Source organism: Pseudomonas laurylsulfatiphila, from assembly GCF_002934665.1.
In the GTDB taxonomy this organism is placed as follows: domain Bacteria; phylum Pseudomonadota; class Gammaproteobacteria; order Pseudomonadales; family Pseudomonadaceae; genus Aquipseudomonas; species Aquipseudomonas laurylsulfatiphila.
In genome coordinates, this window is sequence record NZ_NIRS01000005.1 from 512,680 (window position 1) to 536,891 (window position 24,212).

Genomic DNA, 24,212 nt, shown 5'->3' on the forward strand with positions numbered 1-24,212 from the left:
TACCTTTCTTAAAGCGACGAGTATTTCTTGCGCAGACGCTGACGAATCAGTTCTGCGAGGGTGTTCATGACGAAGGTGAACAACAGCAGCACCAGCGCCGAGAGGAACAGCACGCGGTAGTGGCTGCCGCCGACTTCCGACTCGGGCATTTCCACCGCAACGTTGGCCGCCAGGGTGCGCAGGCCTTCGAACAGGTTCATTTCCATGACCGGGGTGTTACCGGTGGCCATCAGCACGATCATGGTTTCCCCGACCGCACGACCCATGCCGATCATCAGCGCCGAGAAGATGCCCGGGCTCGCGGTGAGGATCACCACGCGAGTCATGGTCTGCCACGGCGTGGCACCGAGGGCCAGGGAGCCCAAGGTCAGGCCACGCGGCACGCTGAACACGGCGTCTTCGGCGATGGAGTAGATGTTCGGGATGACCGCGAAGCCCATGGCCAGACCCACTACCAGTGCGTTGCGCTGGTCGTAGGTGATGCCCAGGTCGTGGGAGATCCACATGCGCATGTCGCCGCCGAAGAACCAGTTCTCCATGAACGGGCTCATGTACAGCGACAGCCAACCCACAAACAGGATCACCGGAATCAGCAGCGCACTTTCCCAGCCGTCCGGGACTTTCAGGCGGATCGACTCAGGCAGGCGGCTGAAGGTGAAACCGGCGACCAGGATGCCGATCGGCAGCAGCATCAGCAGGCTGAAGATGCCCGGCAGGTGCCCTTCCACATACGGAGCGAGGAACAGGCCGGCGAAGAAGCCGAGGATCACCGTCGGCATCGCTTCCATCAGCTCGATCACCGGCTTGACCTTGCGGCGCATGCCCGGTGCCATGAAGTACGCGGTGTAGATCGCAGCGGCAACGGCCAGTGGAGCAGCCAGCAGCATGGCGTAGAACGCGGCTTTCAGGGTACCGAAAGTCAGCGGCGACAGGCTCAGCTTGGGTTCGAAGTCGGTGTTGGCGGCGGTCGATTGCCAGACGTATTTAGGCTCGTCGTAGTTCTCGTACCAGACCTTGCTCCACAACGCGCTCCACGACACTTCCGGGTGCGGGTTGTCGAGCAGCAGCGGTTGCAACTTGCCGCCAGCTTCCACGATCACGCGGTTGGCACGCGGCGACAGACCGAAAATGCCCTGGCCTTCGGCAACCGGCTCAACCAGCAAGGTGCGGTGGGCAGTGCTGTGGAACACGCCGAGCTTGCCGGAAGCGTCAAGGGCAATGAAGCCCTTGCGGCGTTCTTCGGCAGTGATTTCAACGATAGGCGTGGTGCCCATCTGGAAGGTGCGGATCTGCTTCAGGCGTTGTTCGCCATCCGGGTCGCGGGCCATGAACCACTGGGCCAGACCACCTTTGGAGTCGCCAATGATCAGCGAAATGCCGCCCACCAACTGGGTGCTGGCGGTGACTTGCGCTTCACCGTCTTCAAGCAGTTTGTAGCGACCGTTGAGGCTCTTGTCGCGCAGGCTGAACACGTCGGCCTGGGCACGCCCGTTGATCACATACAGCCACTGCTGACGAGGGTCGACGAAGATGTTCTTCACCGGCTCGTTCATCTGCGGCAGGTCGATGCGCTTCTGCTCGTTGGTGACTTCGCCGGTCATCATGTTCTCTTCGCTGGTCAGCGACAGAACATTGAGTTGCGAACCGGTGGCGCCCACCAGCATCAGGGTCGAATCGTTGGCGTTGAGGCTGACATGCTCCAGCGCACCGCCGGCTTCGTTCACCGCGATTGGCGCTTCGCCATACGGGTACTCGACGGCCGGGGTAATGGTCTTTTTGCCTTCCGGGTAGCTGACTTTATAGGTGTGGCGGAACACCAGTGCCTGGCCGTTGGACAGACCCACAACCACCAGCGGGTGACCTGGCTGGTCTTCACCGATGGAGGTCACGGTGGTGCCGGCCGGAACAGGCAAATCGACGCGCTTGAGTTCGGCGCCACTGTCGATATCGAAGAACAATGCCTGGCCCTTGTCGGAAACCCGCATCGCCACCTGATTCTGCTCTTCCAGGGAGATCATCAGCGGCTTGCCGGCGTCTTGCATCCAGGCTGGTGTAATAGCGTCCTTGGCGGTCAGGCTGGCACCCTGGAACAGGGGCGCGACGACGTAGGCAAGGAAGAAGAAGATCAAGGTGATCGCGCCCAGAACAGCGAGGCCGCCAACGAGGACGTACCAGCGGGTCAGGCGATCTTTGAGCGCGCGAATGCGGCGCTTGCGTTGTAGCTCAGGCGTATTGAAGTCAATTCGCTTGGGGGGATTAGTAGTCATGTTGGAATTGGCCAGATCATTCATGCGCACACCCTAGCGATCCTGTATGACAGAAAGATGACAATGCAGTGACGCAACAAATCCGCCGCTGGCGGTAACCAGCAGTGGATAGAGAATTAGAGGTGTATGGGGGCGACTCCTGCCGCCCCCATGTGAGTCCGAGGGGTTCACCTCGAACTCAATTTGTTACTTTTTTGCGACTTCAGCGCCGCCTTCCGCGAGACCCAGGTCAGCCAGAGCTTTGGCAGCAACCTTGGCTGGCAGTGGGATGTAACCGTCTTTCACTACAACTTCCTGGCCCTGTTTCGACAGAACCAGTTTCACGAACTCGGCTTCCAGCGGGGCCAGAGGCTTGTTCGGGGCTTTGTTGACGTATACGTACAGGAAGCGGGACAGCGGGTACTTGCCGTTCAGGGCGTTTTCTTCGGTGTCTTCGATGAAGTCAGTGCTGCCTTTCTTGGCCAGGGCCACAGTCTTCACGCTAGCGGTCTTGTAACCGATGCCCGAGTAACCGATACCGTTCAGCGAGGAGCTGATCGACTGAACGACCGAAGCCGAACCTGGTTGCTCGTTCACGTTAGGTTTGTAGTCGCCCTTGCACAGGGCTTCTTCCTTGAAGTAGCCGTAGGTGCCGGATACCGAGTTACGACCGAACAGTTGAACCGGCTTGTTGGCCAGGTCGCCAGTCACGCCCAGGTCGCCCCAGGTTTTCACGTCGGTTTTAGCGCCGCACAGACGAGTGGACGAGAAGATCGCGTCGACTTGTTCCATGGTCAGGTGCTGGATCGGGTTGTCCTTGTGTACGAATACCGCCAGGGCGTCCACGGCAACCGGGATTGCGGTTGGCTTGTAGCCGTACTTCTGTTCGAAGGCAGCCAGTTCGGTGTCCTTCATCTTGCGGCTCATCGGGCCCAGGTTGGAGGTGCCTTCAGTCAGCGCAGGTGGCGCAGTGGCGGAGCCAGCGGCCTGAATCTGGATGTTTACGTTCGGGTATTCTTTCTTGTAGTTTTCGGCCCAGAGGGTCATGAGGTTGGCCAGGGTGTCGGAACCAACGCTGGACAGGTTGCCCGACACACCAGTGGTCTTGGTGTAGCTCGGGATAGCAGGGTCAACAGCGGCAACCGCGTTGGCAGTCGCAACGCCAGCAGCGACAAAAGTCATTGCCGCCATCAAACGCTTCAGTTTCATGCCTTACTCCTAGCAGATAGGGTGTGTTAAGTCGGGGCCAAGTATCAGCAGGCCGTGTGAACACTCTATGGCTGAAATATGACAATTGGATGAAAGGCCAGTATTTGGCTGTTACGGGATAATTCGCGCCGCCCTTATCGCCAGCAAGCCGGCTCCTACTGACTTCTGTAGGAGCCGGCTTGCTGGCGATAAGGCCAAAACTAGCGCCCCTTCTTCCAGAGCCAGGCGCCCACCAAAATCCCGACCCCGCACAGCACCGCCACGTAGTAGGCCGGCCCCATCGGACTTTCCTTGAGCAGCAGACTGACGATCATCGGCGTCAGACCACCGAAAATGGCGTAGGCCACGTTGTAGGAGAACGACAGGCCACTGAAGCGCACCACTGGCGGGAACGCCTTGACCATCACGTACGGCACCGCCCCGATGGTGCCGACCAACAGACCGGTCAGCGCATACAGCGGGAACAGCCATTCCGGATGGTCGGCCAGGCTGTGGTAGAAGGTCCAGGAGCTGGCCAGCAACGCGGCGCAGCCGAACACGAAGACTCTTCCGGCACCGAAGCGATCCGCCAGCGCGCCGGCGATGATGCAGCCAAAGCTCAGGAACACGATCGCCAGGCTGTTCGCCTGCAAGGATGTGGTTGGCGAGAAGTGATAGACCGTCTGCAACACAGTCGGGGTCATCAGGATCAACACCACGATGGCGGCCGACAGCAGCCAGGTCAGCAACATCGAAATGGCGATGGCACCGCGATGATCACGCAGCACCGCGCGCAGCGGCACCTCTTCGGCCAGGGCCTTGCGCTGTTGCAGCTCGGCGAACACCGGGGTTTCGTGCAGCCAGCGACGCAGGTACACCGAGAACAGTCCGAACACGCCGCCCAGCAGGAAAGGAATCCGCCAGGCGTAATCCGCTACTTCCACCGGGGTATAGAGGCTGTTGATCGCCGTGGCGACCAGCGAGCCGAGCAGAATGCCCGCCGTCAGACCGCTGGTCAGGGTGCCACAGGCGTAGCCGATATGACGCTGCGGCACGTGTTCGGAAACGAAGACCCACGCCCCCGGCACCTCACCGCCAATGGCCGCGCCCTGGATCACCCGCATCAGCAGCAACAGGATCGGTGCCCACATGCCGATCTGCGCATAGGTCGGCAACAAACCCATGATCAAGGTCGGCACGGCCATCATGAAAATGCTCAGGGTGAACATTTTCTTGCGGCCCAGCAGGTCGCCGAAATGCGCCATCACGATGCCGCCCAGCGGCCGTGCCAGGTAGCCCGCAGCGAAGATGCCGAAGGTCTGCATCAGGCGTAGCCACTCAGGCATGTCCGCCGGGAAGAACAGCTTGCCCACCACCGTGGCGAAGAACACGAAGATGATGAAGTCGTAGAACTCCAGCGCGCCGCCCAGGGCAGACAGCGATAGAGTCTTGTAGTCGTTGCGGGTCAGCGGACGTGCGGGTTGTTCTGGCTGCGCGATGCTCGAGGGCGCTGTGGTCATGGCAAGGGCTTCTCTTATAGTCGGATCTGCAACCTCAACAACGCTGGTTGAGGCCTGGGCAGGTCCGGCACGATAGCAAATTGTTCGAAAAAGCACATAGAGGTGCGTTTTTGACGGTCAAAATGAGAACCGGACGGTCGTCGCGGAGTCTACCGACCGATATACTCGCAGCCTTGCTCCGGTTTTTGAGGGTTGCTGTGCGAAAACGCCTGTCAGGTTCATAGGCGATTTCGCAGAGTTTCCCTTTAGGCGCCTTATGGAAAACGTGACGAACGTAGTATGTTCGGTGCTGAATCGTTTTTCCCGAAGACGGCTACCACCAGCAATACCAACGAAGAGTCACGGGTCAGAGGCACCCCCGGCATGATAGAGCTCGAACAAGAAGATCCGATCCCGCAAGGCGACCTGGCCCTGCAAATCACCGCACTCCCTCGCGAAACCAACGGCTTTGGCGACATTTTCGGCGGCTGGCTGGTGGCGCAGATGGATTTGGCAGGCACTGCGATGGCCAGCAAGGTCGCCGGCGGGCGCGTTGCCACCGTTGCCATCGACCGCATGGCATTTCTGGTTCCGGTGGCGGTGGGCGCTCAGCTTTCCTTTTATACCCAGGCCCTGGAAATCGGCCGCAGCTCGATCAAAATGATGGTCGAGGTCTGGAGCGACGATCCACTGTCCAGCGAGTGGCGTAAAGTAACCGAAGCGGTGTTTGTGTTCGTTGCCATCGACGGCAGCGGCCGCACCCGTTCGGTTCCGCCAAGGGCTCGATAAAAGAGCTTCTAAACCTGGAAGCCGTTTTGCGGTCGATAGTCGTCCACGTTACTGATCGAGAGCTGTCCCATGAGCACGCCCAATGTTGAAGCCGTAAAACTGGATGAACTGAACTGCTGGCGCATCCGCCACGGTCAGGCTGAATTACTGGTGGCCCAGCAAGGTGCGCACATCCTCAGCTATCAGCTGGCCGGCCAGCCGCCGCTGATCTGGCTCAACGACGAGGCCGTGTTCAAGACCGGCAAGAGCATCCGTGCCGGCGTGCCGGTGTGCTGGCCGTGGTTCGGTGTCTTCGACCGCAACCCGCAAAGCGTCAAGGCGATGCGTGTCAGCAATGACGCGCCGTCGGCTCACGGCTTCGTGCGAGCGATGGACTGGGAACTGGGTGGCATCGAAGCCGAAGGCGAAAGCCTGAAGGTCGAATTCCTCCTGCCCTACCCCGAAGGCGGCTTTCCCGGCTGGCCGCACCAGGTGGATTTGACCCTGACCATTCGCCTCGACGAGCAATTGCACATCCAGTTGACCAGCCACAACCGGGGCACCGATACCGTCAGCATCAGCCAGGCGCTGCACAGTTACTTTGCCGTCAGCGATGTGCGCGAGGTACACGTCGAAGGTGTGGACGGCCTCAACTACATCGAAACCCTGGACAACTGGAATACCGTCACCCAAACCGGTGATCTGCATTTTACCGGCGAGACCGACCGCATCTACCTCGACGCCCCGCCACAGTTGAGCATCGTCGATCCAGCCTGGGAACGGCGCATCGTACTGACCAGCAGCGGATCGCGCACGGCGGTGATCTGGAACCCGTGGATCGACCGCGCCGCTGCGTTCAGCGACATGGCCGAGGACGGCTGGCAGCGCATGCTGTGCATCGAGACGGCGAACGTGATGGGTGATGTGGTGAACCTGGCGCCGGGTGCCAGCCATACCCTGGGTGTGAGTATTTCAAGCATATCGCTGTAACCCTGTTGGAGCCGGCTTGCCGGCGATGGCGCCCTCAAGATCGCCATCGCCGGCAAGCCGGCTCCTACAGTGCTTTTACAGATCCGACTCTTTCACTACCCTCACCTTCGCCGCATCCAGCGCATAAGCCGCATCCGCCAGGTCATTGCTGACCTTCTCGATCTTCAGCGTGCCGGTGACCCACAGCGGCGTGTAGATATCATCCAGCTTCAAGCCCTTGGGATAACGCACCAGCACCAGTTGATTGGGTGGCGGTGGCGGCACGTGGATGCAGGCACCCGGGTACGGCACTAGGAAGAACAACGTACTGCGGCCCTTGGCATCGGACTCCAGCGGCACTGGATAACCGCCAATGCGGATGTTTCTGTCGTTCATCGACGCAACGGTCTTGGTCGAGTACATCACCGCCGGCAAGCCTTTGGCCTGCTTCATCCCGCCCTTGTCGGTGAAGGTGCCATTGGCTTCAGGGGAGTCGTGGTCGATTTCGGGCATGGCCTCGAGGGCCTTCTGGTCCGACTTGGGCATCAGTTCGAGCCAGTCGGTCTCCGGCAGTTCGCCGGCATGGGCAAAGCCCGTACCCAGTAAAACAAGAGTCAGCAAAAGACGGCGCATGAAGGTGCTCGGCAAAGGGAAGAACAGGAAACGCCGAGCATTCTAGCCCTCCCGACCGACTTGGCGGAGAGGGCTTTGTCGCCTGGATCAGTTCTTTTTGATCAGTCCGTAGATCACCAGCAACACAACGGCGCCCACCAGCGCCCCGATGAAGCCTGCACCTTGGCCAGCCTGATAGATACCCAGGGCCTGACCGCCATAGGTGGCCGCCAGCGAACCGCCGATACCGAGCAGGATCGTCAAGATCCAGCCCATGCTGTCATCGCCCGGTTTCAGGAACCGGGCCAGCAGACCGACGATCAAGCCGATAAAGATGGTTCCGATAATTCCCATGGCATTCTCCTCTCAATGAAGTAGCTATCCGAAAGCCTAGTCAGACTTTCGCAACCTGCCATGAGAGAACGGCGCAACCCGAAGGTTCCGCCATTGCCAGAGAAAACTATTCGGCGATCAGTGCTTGAACCTTGAGAATCTGGGCTGCCAGCGTCTCGCGGTCTGCACAACGAAGGTTGGCGTGACCGACCTTGCGGCCGACCTTGAACGCCTTGCCATAGTGATGCAGATGGCAATCGGCGATGCTCAGGACCTTCTCGGTCTCTGGCACTTTGCCGATGAAGTTGAGCATCGCGCTTTCGCCGACCTTGGCCGTCGAACCCAGCGGCAGACCGGCAACGGCCCGCAGGTGGTTTTCGAACTGGCTGCACTTGGCGCCTTCGGTGGTCCAGTGCCCGGAGTTGTGCACGCGCGGGGCGATTTCGTTGGCCTTGAGGCCACCGTCGACTTCGAAGAACTCGAACGCCATCACGCCGACGTAATCCAGCTGCTTGAGCACACGGCTGGAGTAGTCTTCGGCCAGGGCTTGCAACGGGTGATCGGTGCTGGCCACGGACAGCTTGAGGATGCCGCTTTCGTGAGTGTTGTGTACCAGCGGGTAGAAGCGGGTTTCACCGTCGCGGGCACGCACGGCGATCAGCGAGACCTCACCGGTGAACGGCACGAAGCCTTCCAACAGGCAGGCCACGCTGCCCAGCTCGGCGAAGGTGCCGACCACATCTTCAGGGGTGCGCAGGACTTTCTGGCCCTTGCCGTCGTAACCCAGGGTACGGGTCTTGAGCACCGCCGGCAGGCCGATGGAGGCCACAGCGGCGTCCAGGTCGGCCTGGGACTGGATGTCAGCGAACGCCGGGGTAGGAATCCCCAGGTCCTTGAACATGCTCTTCTCGAACCAGCGGTCGCGGGCGATGCGCAGGGCTTCGGCGCTCGGGTAGACCGGGACGAATTGCGAGAGGAACGCGACGGTTTCCGCCGGAACGCTTTCGAACTCGAAGGTCACCAGATCGACTTCATCGGCCAGCTGGCGCAGGTGATCCTGATCGCCGTAATCGGCTCGCAGGTGTTCGCCCAACGCGGCTGCGCAAGCATCCGGCGCCGGGTCCAGAAAAGCGAAGTTCATGCCCAGCGGAGTGCCCGCCAACGCCAACATGCGACCCAACTGGCCGCCACCGATTACACCGATCTTCATCGTCAACAACCTCAGGCGATGCGTGGGTCTGGATTTTCCAGGACGCTGTCTGTCTGCTCAGCACGGAAGGTTTTCAGCACCGCATGAAACTGCGGGTGCTTGGCGCCAAGGATACTCGCCGACAGCAGCGCTGCGTTGATCGCACCAGCCTTGCCGATGGCCAGGGTGGCAACCGGAATGCCTGCTGGCATCTGCACAATGGAAAGCAGCGAATCAACGCCAGAAAGCATTGCGGACTGAACGGGTACGCCCAGCACCGGCAGGTGGGTCTTGGCTGCACACATGCCTGGCAAGTGGGCCGCACCACCGGCACCGGCGATGATCACCTCGATGCCCCGTGCTTCGGCCTCTTCGGCGTACTGGAACAGCAGGTCCGGGGTGCGGTGGGCAGAAACCACTTTCACCTCGTAAGGGATGCCGAGCTTTTCCAGCATATCGGCGGTGTGGCTAAGGGTGGACCAATCGGACTTGGAGCCCATGATCACGCCAACCAGTGCACTCATCGTCGTGCCTCTTCTCTCTGGGCGCCCGCAGGCGCATCAAAAAACAACAAGCCACGCAGGATGCGTGGCTTGATTGTACGAATTATGGCCAGTCGTAACCGGCCGAAGGCCGCGCAGTATACCTCAATGAAGCCAATAAACAGCCCCCGTTGCGACCATCTGTCATCTGATGCAACCCGGCAATTTAATTGACTTAAAGATCAAGAAAATTACCGCACCAATGGCTCTACTCAAACACCAAGCCCATCTAAAAAATTCAATCTCGAAAAATGCACAGCAACAATTTCTAAAACACTACACAGCATTCAAAACAAATATAAATTATATATAAGCCCTCAACACCATCGAGTTGAAAGTCTACCGGACTAAAGCAATGTTTTTTCCAACGACCGGCGATGCAAATTTGTATATCCGTACATAACTTGATCACGACTAAAAATCACACACTTCAAAAGGAACCACCTATGTCAAAGCGACCAATTATGCTGATCGTATTCATACACGATGACTTGAAAGGAAGTAACGAAGACCAGCTCTACATAGACCAATTCGATTGGCTGGCAGATACAATTGCACGAATTTCAGGCCGTACAACCGAAGTTACCTTCGTGCAACCTTCAGATGCGCCAGCCTTGAGCAGTCTAGACTATAAAACCGATGATCTGGACGACTTGTTTGAGTCGCTAGAGGCTGGACTGTCGAAATACATTAGCAGCGATAAATCCGCTATCCACGACAATAGCATTTATAAGTATCTACTCTTGACACGCGACCATATCAACAAAAAAACTTTAGGCGTTGCCTATAGCCCGGGCCACTTGGGAATTGCCTCGGTCGATCCGATAGGCACGCCAGCCCACGAATTCGGTCATATGTTCAATGCAAAGCATCCAGACAGTGGCGAAATCATGACTTACTGGGGGCCCCGCAAGTCGATCATGTATGCAACTGCAGAGAGGGACGTTGCGCTCAGCTTCAGCAGTAAGAACCAGGAGAATATTCGCAACTACCTCAATCAGTACGACTGACAGTAAGCAGCAGATCAAGGCCAACTCAGTCAACCTTGATCATTTTTTGCCTTCAAGAAGCAGAACTCGCTGCGCCGCCCTCAAGCTTGCGCCAAAGCAACCGCACGTTGGCCTTGCGCACCAACGCGCAGCGATACAGACGAATCTCCAGCGGCACATGCCACTGCGGACCGCCGCAGACCACCAGTTCACCGCGCGCCAGTTCGGCGCGCACACTGAGTTGCGGCACCCAGGCAATGCCCAGGCCTTCCAGGGCCATGCTTTTCAGGCTGTCGGCCATGGCGGTTTCGTAGATCGTGGTGAAGCGCAGCGCCCGTTGGCGCAGCAGCATGTTCACCGAGCGGCCGAGAAATGCGCCGGCGCTATACGCCAGCAGCGGTACGCTGCCTTCGCCTTCCAGATCGAACAACGGCTTGCCGTCGGCGTCCGCCGCGCAGACCGGCAGCATTTCGGTATGGCCAAGGTGCAGGGAGGGGAAGATTTCCGGGTCCATCTGCAGCGCGGCGTCGGGATCGTAGAAGGCCAGCATCAGATCGCAGCCACCTTCGCGCAGGGCATGCACCGCGTCGCCGACGTTGGTCGCCACCAGTCGCGTGGCGATGTTCAAGCCTTCGTTACGCAACTGCGCAATCCACCGCGGAAAGAAACCGAGCGCCAGGGAGTGTGCGGCCGCTACCTGCATCACTTCGCCCTGCCCGCCTTCCAGATGATGCAGGTGGCGCAATACTTCGCCGAGCTGCTCGACCACGGTGCGTGCCGTGACCAGAAACAATTGTCCCGCCGCCGTCAGTTCGATCGGTGTGCGCGAGCGGTTGACCAGGGTCAGCCCCAGCGCCGCCTCCAGGCTGCGGATTCGCCGGCTGAACGCCGGTTGCGTCACGAAGCGCCGTTCGGCTGCCTGGGAGAAGCTGCGGGTGGCAGCCAGGGCACTAAAGTCCTCCAGCCATTTGCTTTCCAGATTCATCACGTCCTCCCGGACACGCACCAATTTAGGTCACACGCTCGCCGTCAAGCCGGCGTCACACGGGCATTATGCCGAATGTGCATAGGCTAGTGTTTAACAGCATTGGCCCAAAATTTCGCACAAGCCTAGCATTCACAGCGTTCCGGCACAGACCGGGTCCATATTGAGATGATTTCTATCATGTCCTCCGCTGCATCATTCCGCACAGAAAATGACCTGCTTGGCGCCCTCGAAGTACCGGCTCAAGCGTATTACGGTATCCAGACCCTGCGAGCGGTGAACAACTTCCGCCTTTCGGGCGTTCCGATTTCGCACTACCCGAAACTGGTTGTCGGTCTGGCCATGGTCAAACAGGCCGCTGCTGACGCCAACCGTGAGCTGGGTCACCTGAGCGAATCCAAGCACGCTGCCATCAGCGAAGCCTGTGCACGTCTGATCCGCGGCGACTTCCACGAAGAGTTCGTGGTGGACATGATTCAAGGCGGCGCTGGCACTTCGACCAACATGAATGCCAACGAAGTGATCGCCAACATCGCGCTGGAGGCCATGGGTCACCAGAAAGGCGAATACCAGTACCTGCACCCGAACGACGACGTGAACATGGCGCAGTCGACCAACGACGCCTATCCGACGGCGATCCGTCTGGGTCTGTTGCTCGGTCACGACGCCCTGCTCGCCAGCCTCGACAGCCTGATTCAGGCGTTCGCGGCCAAGGGTGAAGAATTCAACCACGTCCTGAAGATGGGTCGTACCCAGCTGCAAGACGCCGTACCGATGACCCTGGGTCAGGAATTCCGTGCATTCGCCACCACCCTGGGCGAAGACCTGGCACGCCTGAAGACCCTGGCACCGGAAGTACTGACCGAAGTGAACCTGGGCGGCACCGCGATCGGTACCGGCATCAACGCCGACCCGCGTTACCAGCACCTGGCCGTTCAGCGCCTGGCAGTGATCAGCGGTCAACCACTGGTACCGGCCGCCGACCTGATCGAAGCCACCTCCGACATGGGCGCCTTCGTGCTGTTCTCCGGCATGCTCAAGCGTACCGCGGTCAAGCTGTCGAAGATCTGCAACGACCTGCGCCTGCTGTCCAGCGGCCCACGCACCGGCATCAACGAGATCAACCTGCCAGCGCGTCAGCCAGGCAGCTCGATCATGCCAGGCAAGGTCAACCCGGTTATTCCGGAAGCCGTTAACCAGGTGGCATTCCAGATCATCGGTAACGACCTGGCCCTGACCATCGCGGCCGAAGGCGGCCAACTGCAACTGAACGTGATGGAGCCGCTGATCGCCTTCAAGATCTTCGACTCGATCCGCCTGCTGCAACGCGCCATGGACATGCTGCGCGAGCACTGCATCGTCGGCATCACCGCCAACGAAGCACGCTGCCGTGAACTGGTCGAGCACTCGATCGGCCTGGTCACCGCACTGAACCCGTACATCGGCTACAAAAACGCCACCCGCATCGCCGGCCTCGCCCTTGAAAGCGGCCGCGGCGTGCTGGAACTGGTGCGCGAAGAAGGTCTGCTCGACGAAGCCATGCTCGCCGACATCCTGCGCCCGGAAAACATGATTGCTCCGCGTCTGGTGCCCCTGAAGGCCTAACCCGACGCGTTACCTGTAGCACTGCTCACCAGGTCGAGGGACTAGACACCTCTCACCTTTTGAGGGCTTGGAGATCATTCTCCAGGCCCTTTTTTTTAAGAAGAGAAAAGATCGCATCCTTCGGCAGCTCCTACAGGGGGCCTAATTTCAAATGTAGGAGCTGCCGAATGCTGCGATCTTTTGATCTTGCACCACAACCGTGCAGACGGACGGCACTGTCATCGGTATAGTGCCGCCCCTCTTCGCGTGAGCGGTCGTCGGTAGCGAGATCACAACCCATGCGAAACCCGAACTAATAACAAACCCGCGATATGAAACCGGGACGAACTTCGAACCGCCCGTTGTGCCGTGCGCCCACCGGTGTAACTCGATGTGTCTGCCCGGCAAGCATTTGCCAACACAAAAAACAGCGAGGAATAATCCATGCTCGAAGTCATTAACGACTTCCTCTCAGGGAAAGTACTGATCGTGCTCATTGTCGGGCTCGGTAGCTACTTCACGATCCGCTCGCGTTTCGTTCAATTGCGTCACTTCTTCCACATGTTCGCGGTGTTCCGCGACAGCCTCAAAAGCAGCGCCGGGCAACTCAGTTCATTCCAGGCCCTGATGCTCAGCCTCGCCGGCCGCGTCGGTGCGGGCAACATTGCCGGTGTCGGCATTGCCGTGACACTCGGTGGGCCTGGCGCGGTGTTCTGGATGTGGGTGACCGCACTGGTCGGCATGTCCAGCAGCTTCTTCGAATGCTCCCTCGGTCAGCTGTACAAACGCACCGACTCCGACGGCACCTACCGTGGCGGCCCGTCCTACTACATCCAGCACGGTCTTCAGAAACGCTGGCTGGGCATGCTCATGGCGTTCCTGTTGCTGGTGACGTTCGGCTTCGCCTTCAACGGCCTGCAAGCCCACGCCGTGACGCATTCGCTGAACAATGCGTTCGGCCTCGACACCACTTACACCGGCATCGGTCTGGCCGCGCTGCTGGGCCTGGTTTTCATCGGCGGGATCAAGCGCATCGCCAAGGTTGCCGACCTGTTAGTACCGGTGAAAACCCTGGTGTACATCGGCGTGACCATCTACGTGATCGTGCTGCAATTCGACCAGGTGCCGGGCATGCTGATGACCATCGTCAAGAGCGCCTTCGGTCTGGACCAGGCCTTCGGCGGCCTGATCGGCAGCGCCATCGTCATGGGCGTGAAACGTGGCGTGTTCGCCAACGAAGCAGGCCTGGGCAGTGCGCCTAACGTGGCGGCTGTAGCAGCGGTCGAACACCCTGTGGCGCAAGGCGTGGTTCAAGCGTTCAGCGTGTTCCTCGACACCTTCGTGATCTGCACCTGCACCGCATTGCTGATCCTGCTTTCGGGCTTCTACACCCCGGGCTTCGAAGGCGACGGCATTGCCCTGACCCAGAACTCCCTGGCCGCCGTGGTCGGTGACTGGGGCCGGATGTTCATCTCCGTGGCCCTGGCGTTGTTCGTGTTCACCTCGATCCTCTACAACTACTACCTGGGCGAGAGCAACCTGCGCTTTCTGATCGGTGAGAACCGCAAGGCGCTGATGGGCTATCGCGCACTGGTACTGGTGCTGATTTTCTGGGGCGCCATCGAAAACCTCGGTACCGTATTTGCCTTCGCCGATATCACCATGACCATGCTCGCGTTCGTCAACCTGATCGCGCTGTTCCTGCTGTTCAAGGTCGGCATGCGCATCCTGCGTGACTACGATGACCAGCGCGCCGCCGGCATCAAGACTCCGGTGTTCGACTCGAGCAAATTCCCGGATCTTGATCTGGACCTGAAAGCCTGGCCAGCCAACCCGCCAGCACCCGCCGCCAAGGCTGAAGCTGCTCCGGCAGGCGTGACCGCAGCGCAACGCTGATCGGTAAAAAACCGGGCGCCCCCCCTGCGCCCGACGTGACACAGCTTGCGACCGGCGTCATGCTCGGAAACAAGCTGTAATCGTTTTTGGAGAACCACCCATGAATGCCCCGACCTATCCTGCCGCCCAGCACGTCATGGTGCTCTACACCGGCGGTACCATTGGCATGCAAGCCAGCGCCAACGGCCTGGCTCCAGCGTCCGGTTTTGAAGCGCGGATGCGCGAATACCTGCACAGCCAGCCTGAACTTGTCGTGCCGCAGTGGCGTTTTCGCGAGATGTCGCCGCTGATCGACAGCGCCAACATGACCCCGGCGTACTGGCAGCAGTTGCGTGAAGCGATGGTCGATGCGGTGGATGTTCAGGGCTGCGACAGCGTGCTGATCCTGCATGGCACCGACACGCTGGCCTACAGTGCCGCCGCCATGAGCTTCCAGTTGCTCGGCCTGCATGCCCGCGTGTGTTTTACCGGCTCCATGCTGCCGGCCGGTGTCACCGACAGCGACGCCTGGGAGAACCTCGGCGGCGCGCTGGTTGCGCTTGGCCAAGGCCTCGCGCCGGGTGTGCATTTGTACTTCCACGGCGAACTGCTGGACCCGACCCGTTGCGCCAAGGTTCGCAGTTTTGGCCGTCATCCGTTCAAGCGCCTGGAGCGTCAGGGTGGTGGTGTGAAAGCCTCTTCGCTGCCGACAGCGTTGAACTACAACCAGGCAAAACAACTGGCGAAGGTTGCGGTGTTGCCGCTGTTCCCTGGCATCGGTGCCGAGATCCTCGATGGCCTGCTCGACAGCGGCATTCAAGGTCTGGTGCTGGAGTGCTACGGCAGCGGCACCGGGCCGAGCGACAACCCGGAGTTCCTCGCCAGCCTCGGCCGTGCTCGGGATAACGGCGTGGTCGTGGTCGCGGTGACGCAATGCCACGAAGGCGGGGTTGAACTGGACGTCTATGAGGCCGGCAGTCGCTTGCGCGGTGTCGGTGTGCTGTCCGGTGGCGGCATGACCCGTGAAGCGGCGTTCGGCAAGTTGCATGGGTTGTTGGGGGCGGGGCTTGAAACGGATGAAGTCCGTCGGCTTGTCGAACTCGACCTTTGCGGCGAGTTGAGCTGACACCACACCACCCTTGTAGGAGCGAGCCTGCTCGCGATGACGGTGGATCAGTCACATCAATGTGAAGGGTCGACCGCTATCGCGAGCAGGCTCGCTCCTACAGGGGACATCACCCGGCACACAACTTGCTCCGCATTCCAGCATCCCAAGGCTGGAAGTCCTCATGCTCCACTCCCACCTCACCACGCTCAATGCCGTCTCCCTGGTACTCGATGCCTTCAAGGCACAAGGCTTGTCCAGCGAAGCGCTGCTGGCCGGCAGCGGCATCAGTGCGGCGGATCTGAACCGGGCCGACACGCGCATCACCACCAATCAAGAGATGCAGGTCTGTGCCAACGCCGTTGCCCTTAAGCGCGACATCGGCCTGGAACTGGGTCGGCGGATGCACGTTTCCTGCTACGGCATGCTCGGTTACGCCCTGCTCACCAGTGCCACCTTCGGTGACGCATTGCGGCTGGCGATACGCTATCCGGCGCTGCTGGGAACACTTTTCGAGCTGAGCCTGGAGGACGACGGCGAGCGCATCTGGTTCGCCGCCGCCGATTACCGCGAGAGCCCGGCCATGGCGGTGTTCAACGCCGAGTTCTGCCTCGTATCGCTGAAAGTCACCTGCGACGACCTGCTTGGCCATTCCCTGCCCTTGCTCGGCGCACGCTTCGAACATGCCGCGCCCGACTACGAAACGAGCTACGCCGAACACTTCAACTGCCCGCTGGATTTCGGCGCGCGCAACAATGCCTTCGCCTTCGACAAGCGCTGGCTCGACCAGCCGTTGCCGCTGGCCGATGTCATCACCCATCAAGCCATGGCCGAGCGCTGCCGCAAACAGAACATCGAGTTCACCGGGCGACAGGCATGGCTCGGACGGATCCGCCAATTGCTCAGCGCACAATTGAACGCAGCGCCGGGGCTGGAGGGCCTGGCCGAGCAGATGAATTGCTCGGCGCGGACCTTGCGTCGGCATCTCAAGGATATGGGTTGCAGCTATCAGGAGCTGCTCGACGAACTGCGCTTCGAGCAGGCCAAGCAAATGCTGTGTGAGGATCAATTGCCGATCTACCAGATTGCCGAGGCGCTGGGCTTCAGCGAGACCGCGAGTTTTCGCCATGCGTTCGTGCGCTGGAGTGGTGTGGCGCCGAGCCAGTTTCGACCACACGGATAACCCTGTGGGAGCGGCCTTGCCCGCGAAGAGGCCGGTACAACCGATACATCTCCATTGGCTGGAACACCGCTTTCGCGGGCAAGCCCGCTCCCACAGGTTTAGCACTTCATGCACTCACCCGGAACTCAGCCGTGAGCAAGGGGCGAATTTCGGTCAAATGTTTTGGCCATATCGATCCCCTTTTGGCCTTTCCTGCCGTTCTCCGAAATCGTCCGTGCCGCAAGACTGTGTTCAACCGAATCAGCCTGCGGAGAACAACAAAATGCTGACGATCTACTCGAACGATCACCACCTGCACCACGGCCGTTGTGAATTGATAGACGGGCAACTCAAGCCCTGCTTCGAAATGCCTTCGCGTGCCGACCACGTGCTGGCACGGGTGCAAAATCAAAATCTCGGCCCTGTCGAAGCGCCGCAGGATTTCGGCCTCGGACCGATCGAACGCATTCACAGCCGCGACTACCTCGACTTCTTCAAAGGCGCCTGGGCACGCTGGACCGAGTTCAACACCGACGGTGACTTGCTGCCCTACACCTGGCCGGCCCGCACCCTGCGCCGGATCAAACCCGCCAGCCTGCATGGCGAACTCGGTTACTACAGCTTCGATGGCGGCGCCCCGATCACCGCCGGTACGTGGCAGGCGGCGTATAGCGCAGCGCAAGTCGCCCTCACCGCCCAGGCGGAAATACAGCGCGGCGCCCGTTCGGCCTTCGCCCTGTGCCGTCCACCGGGACACCACGCCGCCAGCGATTTGATGGGGGGTTATTGCTACCTCAACAACGCGGCCATTGCCGCCCAGGCCTTCCTTGATCAGGGCCACAAGAAGGTCGCGATCCTCGACGTCGATTACCACCATGGCAACGGCACGCAGTCGATCTTCTACGAACGCAGCGACGTGCTGTTCACTTCGATCCATGGCCACCCGGAAGCCGAGTTTCCGTTCTTCCTCGGCTATGAAGACGAATTGGGCGAAGGCCCCGGCGAGGGCTTTAACTTCAACTATCCTCTGGCCGCAGGTTCGGGCTGGGACACCTGGAGCGCGGCGCTGGAACAGGCCTGCAAAGAGATCGAAAGCTACGGCGCCGACATCGTTGTGGTCTCCCTGGGGGTCGACACGTTCAAGGACGATCCGATCTCGCAATTCAAACTCGACAGCCCGGATTACCTGGCCATGGGCAAGCGCATTGCGGCTCTCGGCAAACCGACGCTGTTCGTGATGGAAGGCGGCTACGCGGTAGAAGAAATCGGCATCAACGCCGTGAACGTTCTCGAAGGTTTCGAAAGCGCCCAATGAGGATTAGAACAATGACAAGACTCAAGCGTTTGATCGTTCCAGCCCTGGGCGCCCTGGTGCTCAGTGGCGTTGCCCATGCTGAAGAACGAACGTTGCGCGTCTACAACTGGTTCGACTACATCACCCCCAAGGCTCTGGAAGACTTCAAGGCCCAGAACAGCCAGACCAAACTGGTCTACGACATTTTCGACACCAACGAAGCACTGGAAGCCAAGTTGCTGACCGGCAACTCCGGCTACGACGTGGTGGTGCCGTCCAACGTGTTCCTCGCCAAGCAGATCGAAGCCGGCGTGTTCCAGCCACTGGACCGCAGCAAGTTGCCGAACTGGAACCACCTCGATCCCAAGCTGATGAAGCTGATCGAAGCCAACGACCCGGGCAACAAATTCGCCGTCCCGTACATGTACGGGACCATCCTGATCGGCTTCAACCCGGACAAGGTCAAGGCCGTGCTCGGCGACAACGCGCCAGTGGACAGCTGGGACCTGATCTTCAAGGAAGAGAACATCAGCAAGCTCAAGCAGTGCGGCGTCGCCCTGCTCGACTCGCCCTCGGAGATCTTGCCGCTGGCCCTGCAACACCTCGGCCTGGACCCCAACAGCAAAAAGCCTGCGGACTACGACAAGGCTGAAGCGCTGCTGATGAAGATCCGCCCGTACATCACCTACTTCCACTCATCGAAGTACATGGCCGACATTGCCAACGGTGACATCTGCGTCGCGGTCGGTTATTCCGGCAGCTTCTCGCAAGCCGCGAACCGCGCCAAGGAAGCCAAGAACGGTGTGATCGTCGACATGCGCTTGCCGAAGGAAGGCGCGCCGATCTGGTTCGACATGCTCGCAATACCCAAGGGTGCGAAGAATCCGGAAGACGCCTACACCTTCATCAACTACCTGCTGCAACCCCAGGTGATTGCGCCGGTCAGTGACTTCGTCGGCTACCCGAACCCGAACAAGGACGCCACGGAACTGGTTGACCCGGCGATCCGCAACAACCCGAACCTGTACCCGACCGACACGGCAATGAGCACGCTCTACACCCTGCAACCGTTGCCGCGCGATGCCGAACGTGCGCGGACCCGGGCCTGGACCAAGATCAAGTCCGGCACCTGACAACCGTCTGGTTTGCACCCTCACCAGGACCTGCGCTCGCGCAGGTCTTTTTTTGCCCGCGATATTTATTTACCGCCAACCGCACGCTGCCCGTCACTACCTTGCAACGGATTGCGCACCGACCCTTCGACGGTGCCTGCCGCCTCACAAAGGATGTGACCATGACCGACGTTTCCAGCCCTCCCGCCCTACCCGGCCTCCCAGCCGATCAGGATGCCCTGCTCACCCAATTGGTGGCCGGGCCGTCGATCAGGGAGGTTGCCACCCACGCACTGCAACCGGCATTGAAAACGCTATACCCGCAGCTGTCGATCGACCCCCGACTGGCGATAGTGGTGACGCCGACCTGGACGCTGCACGGGCAGCGCGTCATCGCCGGGCCACGACACTTCGAATCACTGACCGATACCCTTGTGCGCCACGGGGTCACGAAAACACCGGTGGTTTACCTGGATGGCGAGCACTACCTCACCCTGCAACCGCTGGAGCCGACACCGGCACAACTGCCCGTCAGCATCGAAGCCATCGGGCGCCTGCTCAATGAGTTGGCGCCACTGCTGTTCGACGCGTTTCAAGAGCAGCAGGTCGACTACTGGAACCAGTTCACCGCCCCCTCGACCCCGCGTTGGCAAGGCCTGTCCCACTCGCTGCGCGAACTGTGGAACATTCAGACCCAGCCGAACTGGCAGGACGACCAATCTGCGATGGCCCGCAACCTGTTCGCCTACCCGGACAAAAGCACGCGCATGACCAACGACCCCTACCGGTCCCGCGCCTGCCTGATCGATCTGGACTACAGGAATGAGGGTGTCTCGACCCACCTCAACACCCTGGACATGGCCGTATTGATCGGGACGCTGGGCAACCGCACGTTGATCCTCAGCCACACCATCACCCAGGGCTTCCAGACCTACGAGTCGCTAGAGGAGCTGGGCAAGTCCCTGCTGACTTACACCAACGGGCAAGTACCCGGTGATACCTTGCAATGGCGTCTGATCGAACCAGAGGGCAACTTTTTCGACCACTTGGCGTGCACCCTGATCGCCCTGCAAGCGGACTCGATTGCCGCGCTGGCAAACGAGTCCGCAGACGAAAACCCCGACCTTGCACCTCACATCAGCCGCACCACCAACGAGCTAGACCCAGCGCACAATCAGGCGCCCTCGCGCTCCAACCTGGTCGAGCAGGCGCTGCCGGACTGGATGGCCAACGCGTCATCCGGCGATCTCACCGCGTACAGCCGTCACCTGATGGATCTGGTAACCGTACAGAACCAGAACGCCGGGCAGTCCTTCCAGGACGGTATCAAACCGATCCGCGACTTCGCCCTCGATCAACTGCGCGAGGCCATGCTCGCCGAGCATCCCGGGGCCACAGGCTTGCAACTGGCGGACATCGAGATCGTGGTCGACAGCGTCGTGGTCTGGGGCAGCTTTGTACCGCCAGAGGAGCCTGAGCGCACTACGCTGAGCCTGGTCGAGCTGGCACTGCAAAACCTGATCGCCCTGCCACCAGGAAACAAATCCGTTCGCAGTACCGGCACCCCGGAGCTGCCGAGCTGGCTGACGGTAAGCTACCTGGAAGCGTTGATTGTCAGCGTCAACATCGGTCAAACCTATCCGACGCTGATCAAAAGCAAACTGCTCGACGATCCCCTGGAAAGCCTGCGCCGTCAGAACCTGTTCACCAGCCGACTGCGCGTCGAGTTGCCGCTGCTGGCCTTGCAGCAAAAAATCCGGACGCAGGACGGGATCGATGAACTGGGCTACCGCTATGTCGCAGCCGTGGTTCAGGTTCTCGATGCCAATCGCTGGGTCGACGGCCAGGAGATCGTCATTCGCCCGCTGGCGTTCAGCCCCACCTGGCGCCTGGGATCATCCACGGACGAAGTGAGCAACATGTTCGTGATCGGGCCCCGACAGATGGACAAGGGACCGTGCCTGCTCTATCGGCCTTTGCTCGACCCTCCCCTGATCCAGTACCCGACGCCGGCCAACCTGATCTATGCCATCCGGCATGCTCCGAAGCTGCGCCAATCCGTGCTTGTCTGGCTGCCGGACAGGGTTCGCGCCAATTACACCAACTACGTGTTCACCGGCGAGCTGCCTTCGGTCTGGAGTGTCTCGCAACTGCTGGCCGACCCGCTGACGTCCCTGCAAATGAGCGGTCCGCTGACGTTGGGCTCGCGGGTCCTGGCCACCGACTACCTGGCCAACCTGTACAAGGCCAATGTCAATGCGCTGGTCGAGCTGGCACAACGGCAATCGGTGTCCAACGCGCAGAATCGCTGGGCAACGCTCAAGCAGGCTACCTGGAAAATCCTCAACGGGGCGCTGCCTTTTCTTGGCCGGACCGTCGGCACAGCCGCCTGGATCTACCAGGTATTCGATGACCTGCAACAAACCCTCGACGCGAGCGAGGCCGGCAACGACGAACAACAGAAAACCGCCATCACCGACCTGTTACTGACCCTGGCCATGGTCCTCGCCCATCACGCCAGTACGCGCCGCTCAATGGCCCGCAGAACCGAGAAAAATTCCACGATAGAGCCAACGACCGAACCTGCGGAAAAACCGACAGCCACACCAATATCCTTCGTTCAACTGCCCGACATCATCGGCGCACCTACCAATACACAGCACCGCATTTCAGTCGCGACCGATGCCGCTCTGAGCCTGCCCCGTACCCTGGATCGCTTCAAGATCGCCAAACCGGAAAGTCTTACGTCAGCCATTAGTACCCCCGGCATCTATCAACAACACCTCTATCAGCTCGAAAACCGCTTCTACGCCCCCGTCGGCGAGCGCTGGTTCGAAGTGGCCGTTGAAGAAACCGGTGAAGTGTCGATCGTCGACTCAAGGCCTGAGTCCCCGGCCAATGGTCCTGTACTGATCGGCAATCAGCGCGGTCAGTGGTTTGTCGACACGCGCCTGCGCTTGCGTGGCGGCGGCTTGTCGACCCGGCGCAATGCGTTGAAACAGCAAAACCGCCAACGCATTGCCGAACTCAAACGGCAACTGGCCGAATTCGATAACGAACGCGAGCGCGCACGGGATGAATTGATCAGCACCTACAACCAATTGAAAGCGGCCAGCGAAGATGCACGTGCCGGGATAAAACAGCAGTTTCTGGACAAGCTCGACCGGCGAACCGACGACTATGCCGCCCCCATCGAACAGTTGAAATCACTGAACCTGCTGGACTCGGTCCCCAATTACCGCACCGCCATGGTCGAGATGCTCGGCACCCAGTTGTTCTTCAACCAGACCTGGCTTGACCAGCAGAACGCGGTGTTCGCCCAGACCCTGCGTGAAACCCTGGCATTGCTTGAGACGGAAGAAACGGCGGGAGGGACTGGCGATCGTGCGACGTACCAGAAAATGATCGACTTGACCGAGGGTGTGATCGACAAAATCCAGTTTGCCCAATCGCGATTCGAGGAACTGAGCCGACTGGGCAGAAGTGCCGCCGAGGTCGCCAACACCTACAAAGCCAAACTGCCGGTCTACAGCCTCAACGATCTCAAGGCGCTACAGGTTTCGCTGGCGCTCGAGGCCTGCCTGAAGGAAGGTGACAGCGTTGCGCTGAGCGAAGCCCGAGGCGAATTCGCCCAGTTACTCGACACTACCAACCTGGTGATCCAGACCTCACAGGAGCTGATGCTCGAAGGCAGTGTCTGGAATGACGGTGAACGTACCGAAGCACTCAACGGCATGCTTGAACAGTTTGTCGCCATCGACCAGTCTTTCGAAGACTTCGCTGTCAGCCACAAGGACGCCGTGCTGGAGCAACCGCTCAAGCATTTACGCGCGCGGGTCAGCGAATTCCAGCAGCACGCCGAAAGTTACCTCGGGCAGCTACTGCGCGAGCAACAGCCGCCGCAACCTCAGCCCGGTCCCTCAAGGCCGGCACCGACGCCCGGCAAACGCGTAATCAAGACACGCTTCAAGGGCACGGTCGTGGGTGAAGTCCGTCGCTCTGCGCCGGGGGAACCGGTGTTGCTGGATGTGCGTGCTCCCGTGACCGGCAAGGTCATCGCCACCTTTCATGAAAAGACTCCCGGCGTCTGGGTTGAGCGAGTGCCCGCAAAACGTCCCCGGCCAACTGCGCAGCCTCCCGCACTCGATGCGCAGATCACCCAGGGTCAGGCGCTGCTCGATGGCGTGGAAACCTTCATCAGGCAAACCGAAGCAAGCTCTAAAAAGCCGGGACGTAGCCCGGTTGAAATCGAGGAGCTGTTTCAACACAAAGCCGATCTGCTCGACCAGGCGGCCCGAACGCTGGAGCGGTCCCTGACCGAATCGAACACCACCGAAACCCCGGACGTTGCCGCGACAACCCTGACCCGGGAACTCAACGAAGCACGCGACCGGTTGTACACCGAGGGATACCGGTTACGGGTCGAGATGATCAAGCAGCAACCGCCCACAGCAGCGCGCGTCGAATGGCTTGTCGGCAAAGGTGAAGTCGACATTGTGCGCAACGGTGAACAACGTCGCCTCAAGGGCCCGCGCAAGGATTTCCTGCAGGAATACGAAATCCGCGAGCGCAAGTCCAGGCAGGTGCTGTGGTACGCGCACTTCCACTACCCCGTCAAGAACGGCCGCCCTCGACACCTTTACCGCTGCTCATCTGAAGCTGCGTGATCAACGACTGCTGGCAGGCGCCCTCGACCTGCGCTCGGCTGCCACCAACCCGCAACTGATTGCCATCTATCGCAGCGAGATCAGCCCGCAACT

18 protein-coding genes are annotated in these 24,212 nt (G+C 60.1%); 10 read left to right on the plus strand and 8 right to left on the minus strand.

Features of this window, described 5'->3' with window-relative positions:
* Window positions 1-8: 8 nt before the first annotated feature.
* The 3 genes from CD175_RS20965 to CD175_RS20975 all read right to left on the minus strand — a co-directional run bounded on the left by CD175_RS20965 (window position 9) and on the right by CD175_RS20975 (window position 4,954).
* Window positions 9-2,291 (minus strand): ABC transporter permease subunit, encoded by a 2,283-nt coding sequence (locus tag CD175_RS20965; protein WP_104450301.1) that lies wholly within the window; start codon window positions 2,289-2,291, stop codon window positions 9-11.
* A 162-nt stretch (window positions 2,292-2,453) separates the two neighbouring features.
* On the minus strand, window positions 2,454-3,455 hold the full coding sequence (locus CD175_RS20970; protein WP_104450302.1) for a phosphate ABC transporter substrate-binding protein PstS: 1,002 nt from the start codon (window positions 3,453-3,455) through the stop codon (window positions 2,454-2,456).
* Window positions 3,456-3,655: 200 nt separating this feature from the next.
* Window positions 3,656-4,954 (minus strand): MFS transporter, encoded by a 1,299-nt coding sequence (locus tag CD175_RS20975; protein ID WP_104450303.1) that lies wholly within the window; start codon window positions 4,952-4,954, stop codon window positions 3,656-3,658.
* 363 nt (window positions 4,955-5,317) lie between these two features.
* Between CD175_RS20975 and CD175_RS20980 the strand changes: the two genes are divergently transcribed.
* Both CD175_RS20980 and CD175_RS20985 read left to right on the plus strand, forming a co-directional pair.
* A complete protein-coding gene (locus CD175_RS20980; RefSeq protein WP_007942704.1) occupies window positions 5,318-5,722 on the plus strand; it encodes an acyl-CoA thioesterase in 405 nt (134 codons plus the stop codon).
* Window positions 5,723-5,791: 69 nt separating this feature from the next.
* A complete protein-coding gene (locus CD175_RS20985) occupies window positions 5,792-6,691 on the plus strand; it encodes a D-hexose-6-phosphate mutarotase (protein ID WP_104450304.1) in 900 nt (299 codons plus the stop codon).
* A gap of 75 nt (window positions 6,692-6,766) precedes the next feature.
* Here CD175_RS20985 and CD175_RS20990 read toward each other — a convergent pair whose 3' ends face one another.
* The 4 genes from CD175_RS20990 to purE all read right to left on the minus strand — a co-directional run bounded on the left by CD175_RS20990 (window position 6,767) and on the right by purE (window position 9,328).
* A complete protein-coding gene (locus CD175_RS20990) occupies window positions 6,767-7,303 on the minus strand; it encodes a DUF3299 domain-containing protein (RefSeq protein WP_104450451.1) in 537 nt (178 codons plus the stop codon).
* 87 nt (window positions 7,304-7,390) lie between these two features.
* The gene (locus CD175_RS20995) at window positions 7,391-7,636 is read right to left on the minus strand and encodes a GlsB/YeaQ/YmgE family stress response membrane protein (RefSeq protein WP_104450305.1); all 246 of its coding nucleotides are present in this window, start codon (window positions 7,634-7,636) and stop codon (window positions 7,391-7,393) included.
* Window positions 7,637-7,742: 106 nt separating this feature from the next.
* Window positions 7,743-8,825, minus strand: coding sequence for a 5-(carboxyamino)imidazole ribonucleotide synthase (locus CD175_RS21000; RefSeq protein ID WP_104450306.1), 1,083 nt, complete (start codon window positions 8,823-8,825; stop codon window positions 7,743-7,745).
* 11 nt (window positions 8,826-8,836) lie between these two features.
* Window positions 8,837-9,328, minus strand: coding sequence for a 5-(carboxyamino)imidazole ribonucleotide mutase (gene purE / locus CD175_RS21005; protein WP_007971731.1), 492 nt, complete (start codon window positions 9,326-9,328; stop codon window positions 8,837-8,839).
* Window positions 9,329-9,810: 482 nt separating this feature from the next.
* Between purE and CD175_RS21010 the strand changes: the two genes are divergently transcribed.
* Window positions 9,811-10,356: a zinc metalloprotease gene (locus tag CD175_RS21010; RefSeq protein WP_146094597.1), complete on the plus strand. Its 546-nt coding sequence runs from the start codon at window positions 9,811-9,813 to the stop codon at window positions 10,354-10,356.
* 52 nt (window positions 10,357-10,408) lie between these two features.
* Here the strand turns inward: CD175_RS21010 and CD175_RS21015 are convergent, their stop codons facing one another.
* Window positions 10,409-11,320: a LysR substrate-binding domain-containing protein gene (locus CD175_RS21015; protein ID WP_104450308.1), complete on the minus strand. Its 912-nt coding sequence runs from the start codon at window positions 11,318-11,320 to the stop codon at window positions 10,409-10,411.
* Between the two features lie 180 nt (window positions 11,321-11,500).
* Here CD175_RS21015 and CD175_RS21020 point away from each other — a divergent pair, with 180 nt between their 5' ends.
* The 7 genes from CD175_RS21020 to CD175_RS21050 all read left to right on the plus strand — a co-directional run bounded on the left by CD175_RS21020 (window position 11,501) and on the right by CD175_RS21050 (window position 24,119).
* Complete coding sequence (locus tag CD175_RS21020; RefSeq protein WP_104450309.1) at window positions 11,501-12,925, plus strand: aspartate ammonia-lyase; 1,425 nt, start codon at window positions 11,501-11,503, stop codon at window positions 12,923-12,925.
* Between the two features lie 423 nt (window positions 12,926-13,348).
* The gene (locus tag CD175_RS21025; protein WP_104450310.1) at window positions 13,349-14,800 is read left to right on the plus strand and encodes an alanine/glycine:cation symporter family protein; all 1,452 of its coding nucleotides are present in this window, start codon (window positions 13,349-13,351) and stop codon (window positions 14,798-14,800) included.
* 100 nt (window positions 14,801-14,900) lie between these two features.
* On the plus strand, window positions 14,901-15,905 hold the full coding sequence (locus CD175_RS21030) for an asparaginase (RefSeq protein ID WP_104450311.1): 1,005 nt from the start codon (window positions 14,901-14,903) through the stop codon (window positions 15,903-15,905).
* A gap of 163 nt (window positions 15,906-16,068) precedes the next feature.
* Entirely contained in the window at window positions 16,069-17,067 is a 999-nt protein-coding gene (locus CD175_RS21035) for an AraC family transcriptional regulator (protein ID WP_104450312.1), read from the plus strand.
* A 262-nt stretch (window positions 17,068-17,329) separates the two neighbouring features.
* Window positions 17,330-18,361, plus strand: a complete 1,032-nt coding sequence (locus tag CD175_RS21040) for a histone deacetylase family protein (RefSeq protein WP_104450313.1) — start codon at window positions 17,330-17,332, stop codon at window positions 18,359-18,361.
* An 11-nt stretch (window positions 18,362-18,372) separates the two neighbouring features.
* A complete protein-coding gene (locus tag CD175_RS21045) occupies window positions 18,373-19,473 on the plus strand; it encodes a polyamine ABC transporter substrate-binding protein (protein ID WP_102701928.1) in 1,101 nt (366 codons plus the stop codon).
* Between the two features lie 161 nt (window positions 19,474-19,634).
* Entirely contained in the window at window positions 19,635-24,119 is a 4,485-nt protein-coding gene (locus CD175_RS21050) for a dermonecrotic toxin domain-containing protein (protein ID WP_240629015.1), read from the plus strand.
* The last annotated feature ends 93 nt before the right edge of the window (window positions 24,120-24,212 follow it).

What these genes read in the sequence shown, in the direction of transcription:
- CD175_RS20965 (WP_104450301.1), bottom strand. Translation starts at nt 2,291, where the DNA reads ATGAATGATCTGGCCAATTCCAACATGACTACTAATCCCCCCAAGCGA.
- CD175_RS20970 (WP_104450302.1), bottom strand. Translation starts at nt 3,455, where the DNA reads ATGAAACTGAAGCGTTTGATGGCGGCAATGACTTTTGTCGCTGCTGGC.
- CD175_RS20975 (WP_104450303.1), bottom strand. Translation starts at nt 4,954, where the DNA reads ATGACCACAGCGCCCTCGAGCATCGCGCAGCCAGAACAACCCGCACGT.
- CD175_RS20980 (WP_007942704.1), top strand. Translation starts at nt 5,318, where the DNA reads ATGATAGAGCTCGAACAAGAAGATCCGATCCCGCAAGGCGACCTGGCC.
- CD175_RS20985 (WP_104450304.1), top strand. Translation starts at nt 5,792, where the DNA reads ATGAGCACGCCCAATGTTGAAGCCGTAAAACTGGATGAACTGAACTGC.
- CD175_RS20990 (WP_104450451.1), bottom strand. Translation starts at nt 7,303, where the DNA reads ATGCGCCGTCTTTTGCTGACTCTTGTTTTACTGGGTACGGGCTTTGCC.
- CD175_RS20995 (WP_104450305.1), bottom strand. Translation starts at nt 7,636, where the DNA reads ATGGGAATTATCGGAACCATCTTTATCGGCTTGATCGTCGGTCTGCTG.
- CD175_RS21000 (WP_104450306.1), bottom strand. Translation starts at nt 8,825, where the DNA reads ATGAAGATCGGTGTAATCGGTGGCGGCCAGTTGGGTCGCATGTTGGCG.
- purE (WP_007971731.1), bottom strand. Translation starts at nt 9,328, where the DNA reads ATGAGTGCACTGGTTGGCGTGATCATGGGCTCCAAGTCCGATTGGTCC.
- CD175_RS21010 (WP_146094597.1), top strand. Translation starts at nt 9,811, where the DNA reads ATGCTGATCGTATTCATACACGATGACTTGAAAGGAAGTAACGAAGAC.
- CD175_RS21015 (WP_104450308.1), bottom strand. Translation starts at nt 11,320, where the DNA reads ATGAATCTGGAAAGCAAATGGCTGGAGGACTTTAGTGCCCTGGCTGCC.
- CD175_RS21020 (WP_104450309.1), top strand. Translation starts at nt 11,501, where the DNA reads ATGTCCTCCGCTGCATCATTCCGCACAGAAAATGACCTGCTTGGCGCC.
- CD175_RS21025 (WP_104450310.1), top strand. Translation starts at nt 13,349, where the DNA reads ATGCTCGAAGTCATTAACGACTTCCTCTCAGGGAAAGTACTGATCGTG.
- CD175_RS21030 (WP_104450311.1), top strand. Translation starts at nt 14,901, where the DNA reads ATGAATGCCCCGACCTATCCTGCCGCCCAGCACGTCATGGTGCTCTAC.
- CD175_RS21035 (WP_104450312.1), top strand. Translation starts at nt 16,069, where the DNA reads ATGCTCCACTCCCACCTCACCACGCTCAATGCCGTCTCCCTGGTACTC.
- CD175_RS21040 (WP_104450313.1), top strand. Translation starts at nt 17,330, where the DNA reads ATGCTGACGATCTACTCGAACGATCACCACCTGCACCACGGCCGTTGT.
- CD175_RS21045 (WP_102701928.1), top strand. Translation starts at nt 18,373, where the DNA reads ATGACAAGACTCAAGCGTTTGATCGTTCCAGCCCTGGGCGCCCTGGTG.
- CD175_RS21050 (WP_240629015.1), top strand. Translation starts at nt 19,635, where the DNA reads ATGACCGACGTTTCCAGCCCTCCCGCCCTACCCGGCCTCCCAGCCGAT.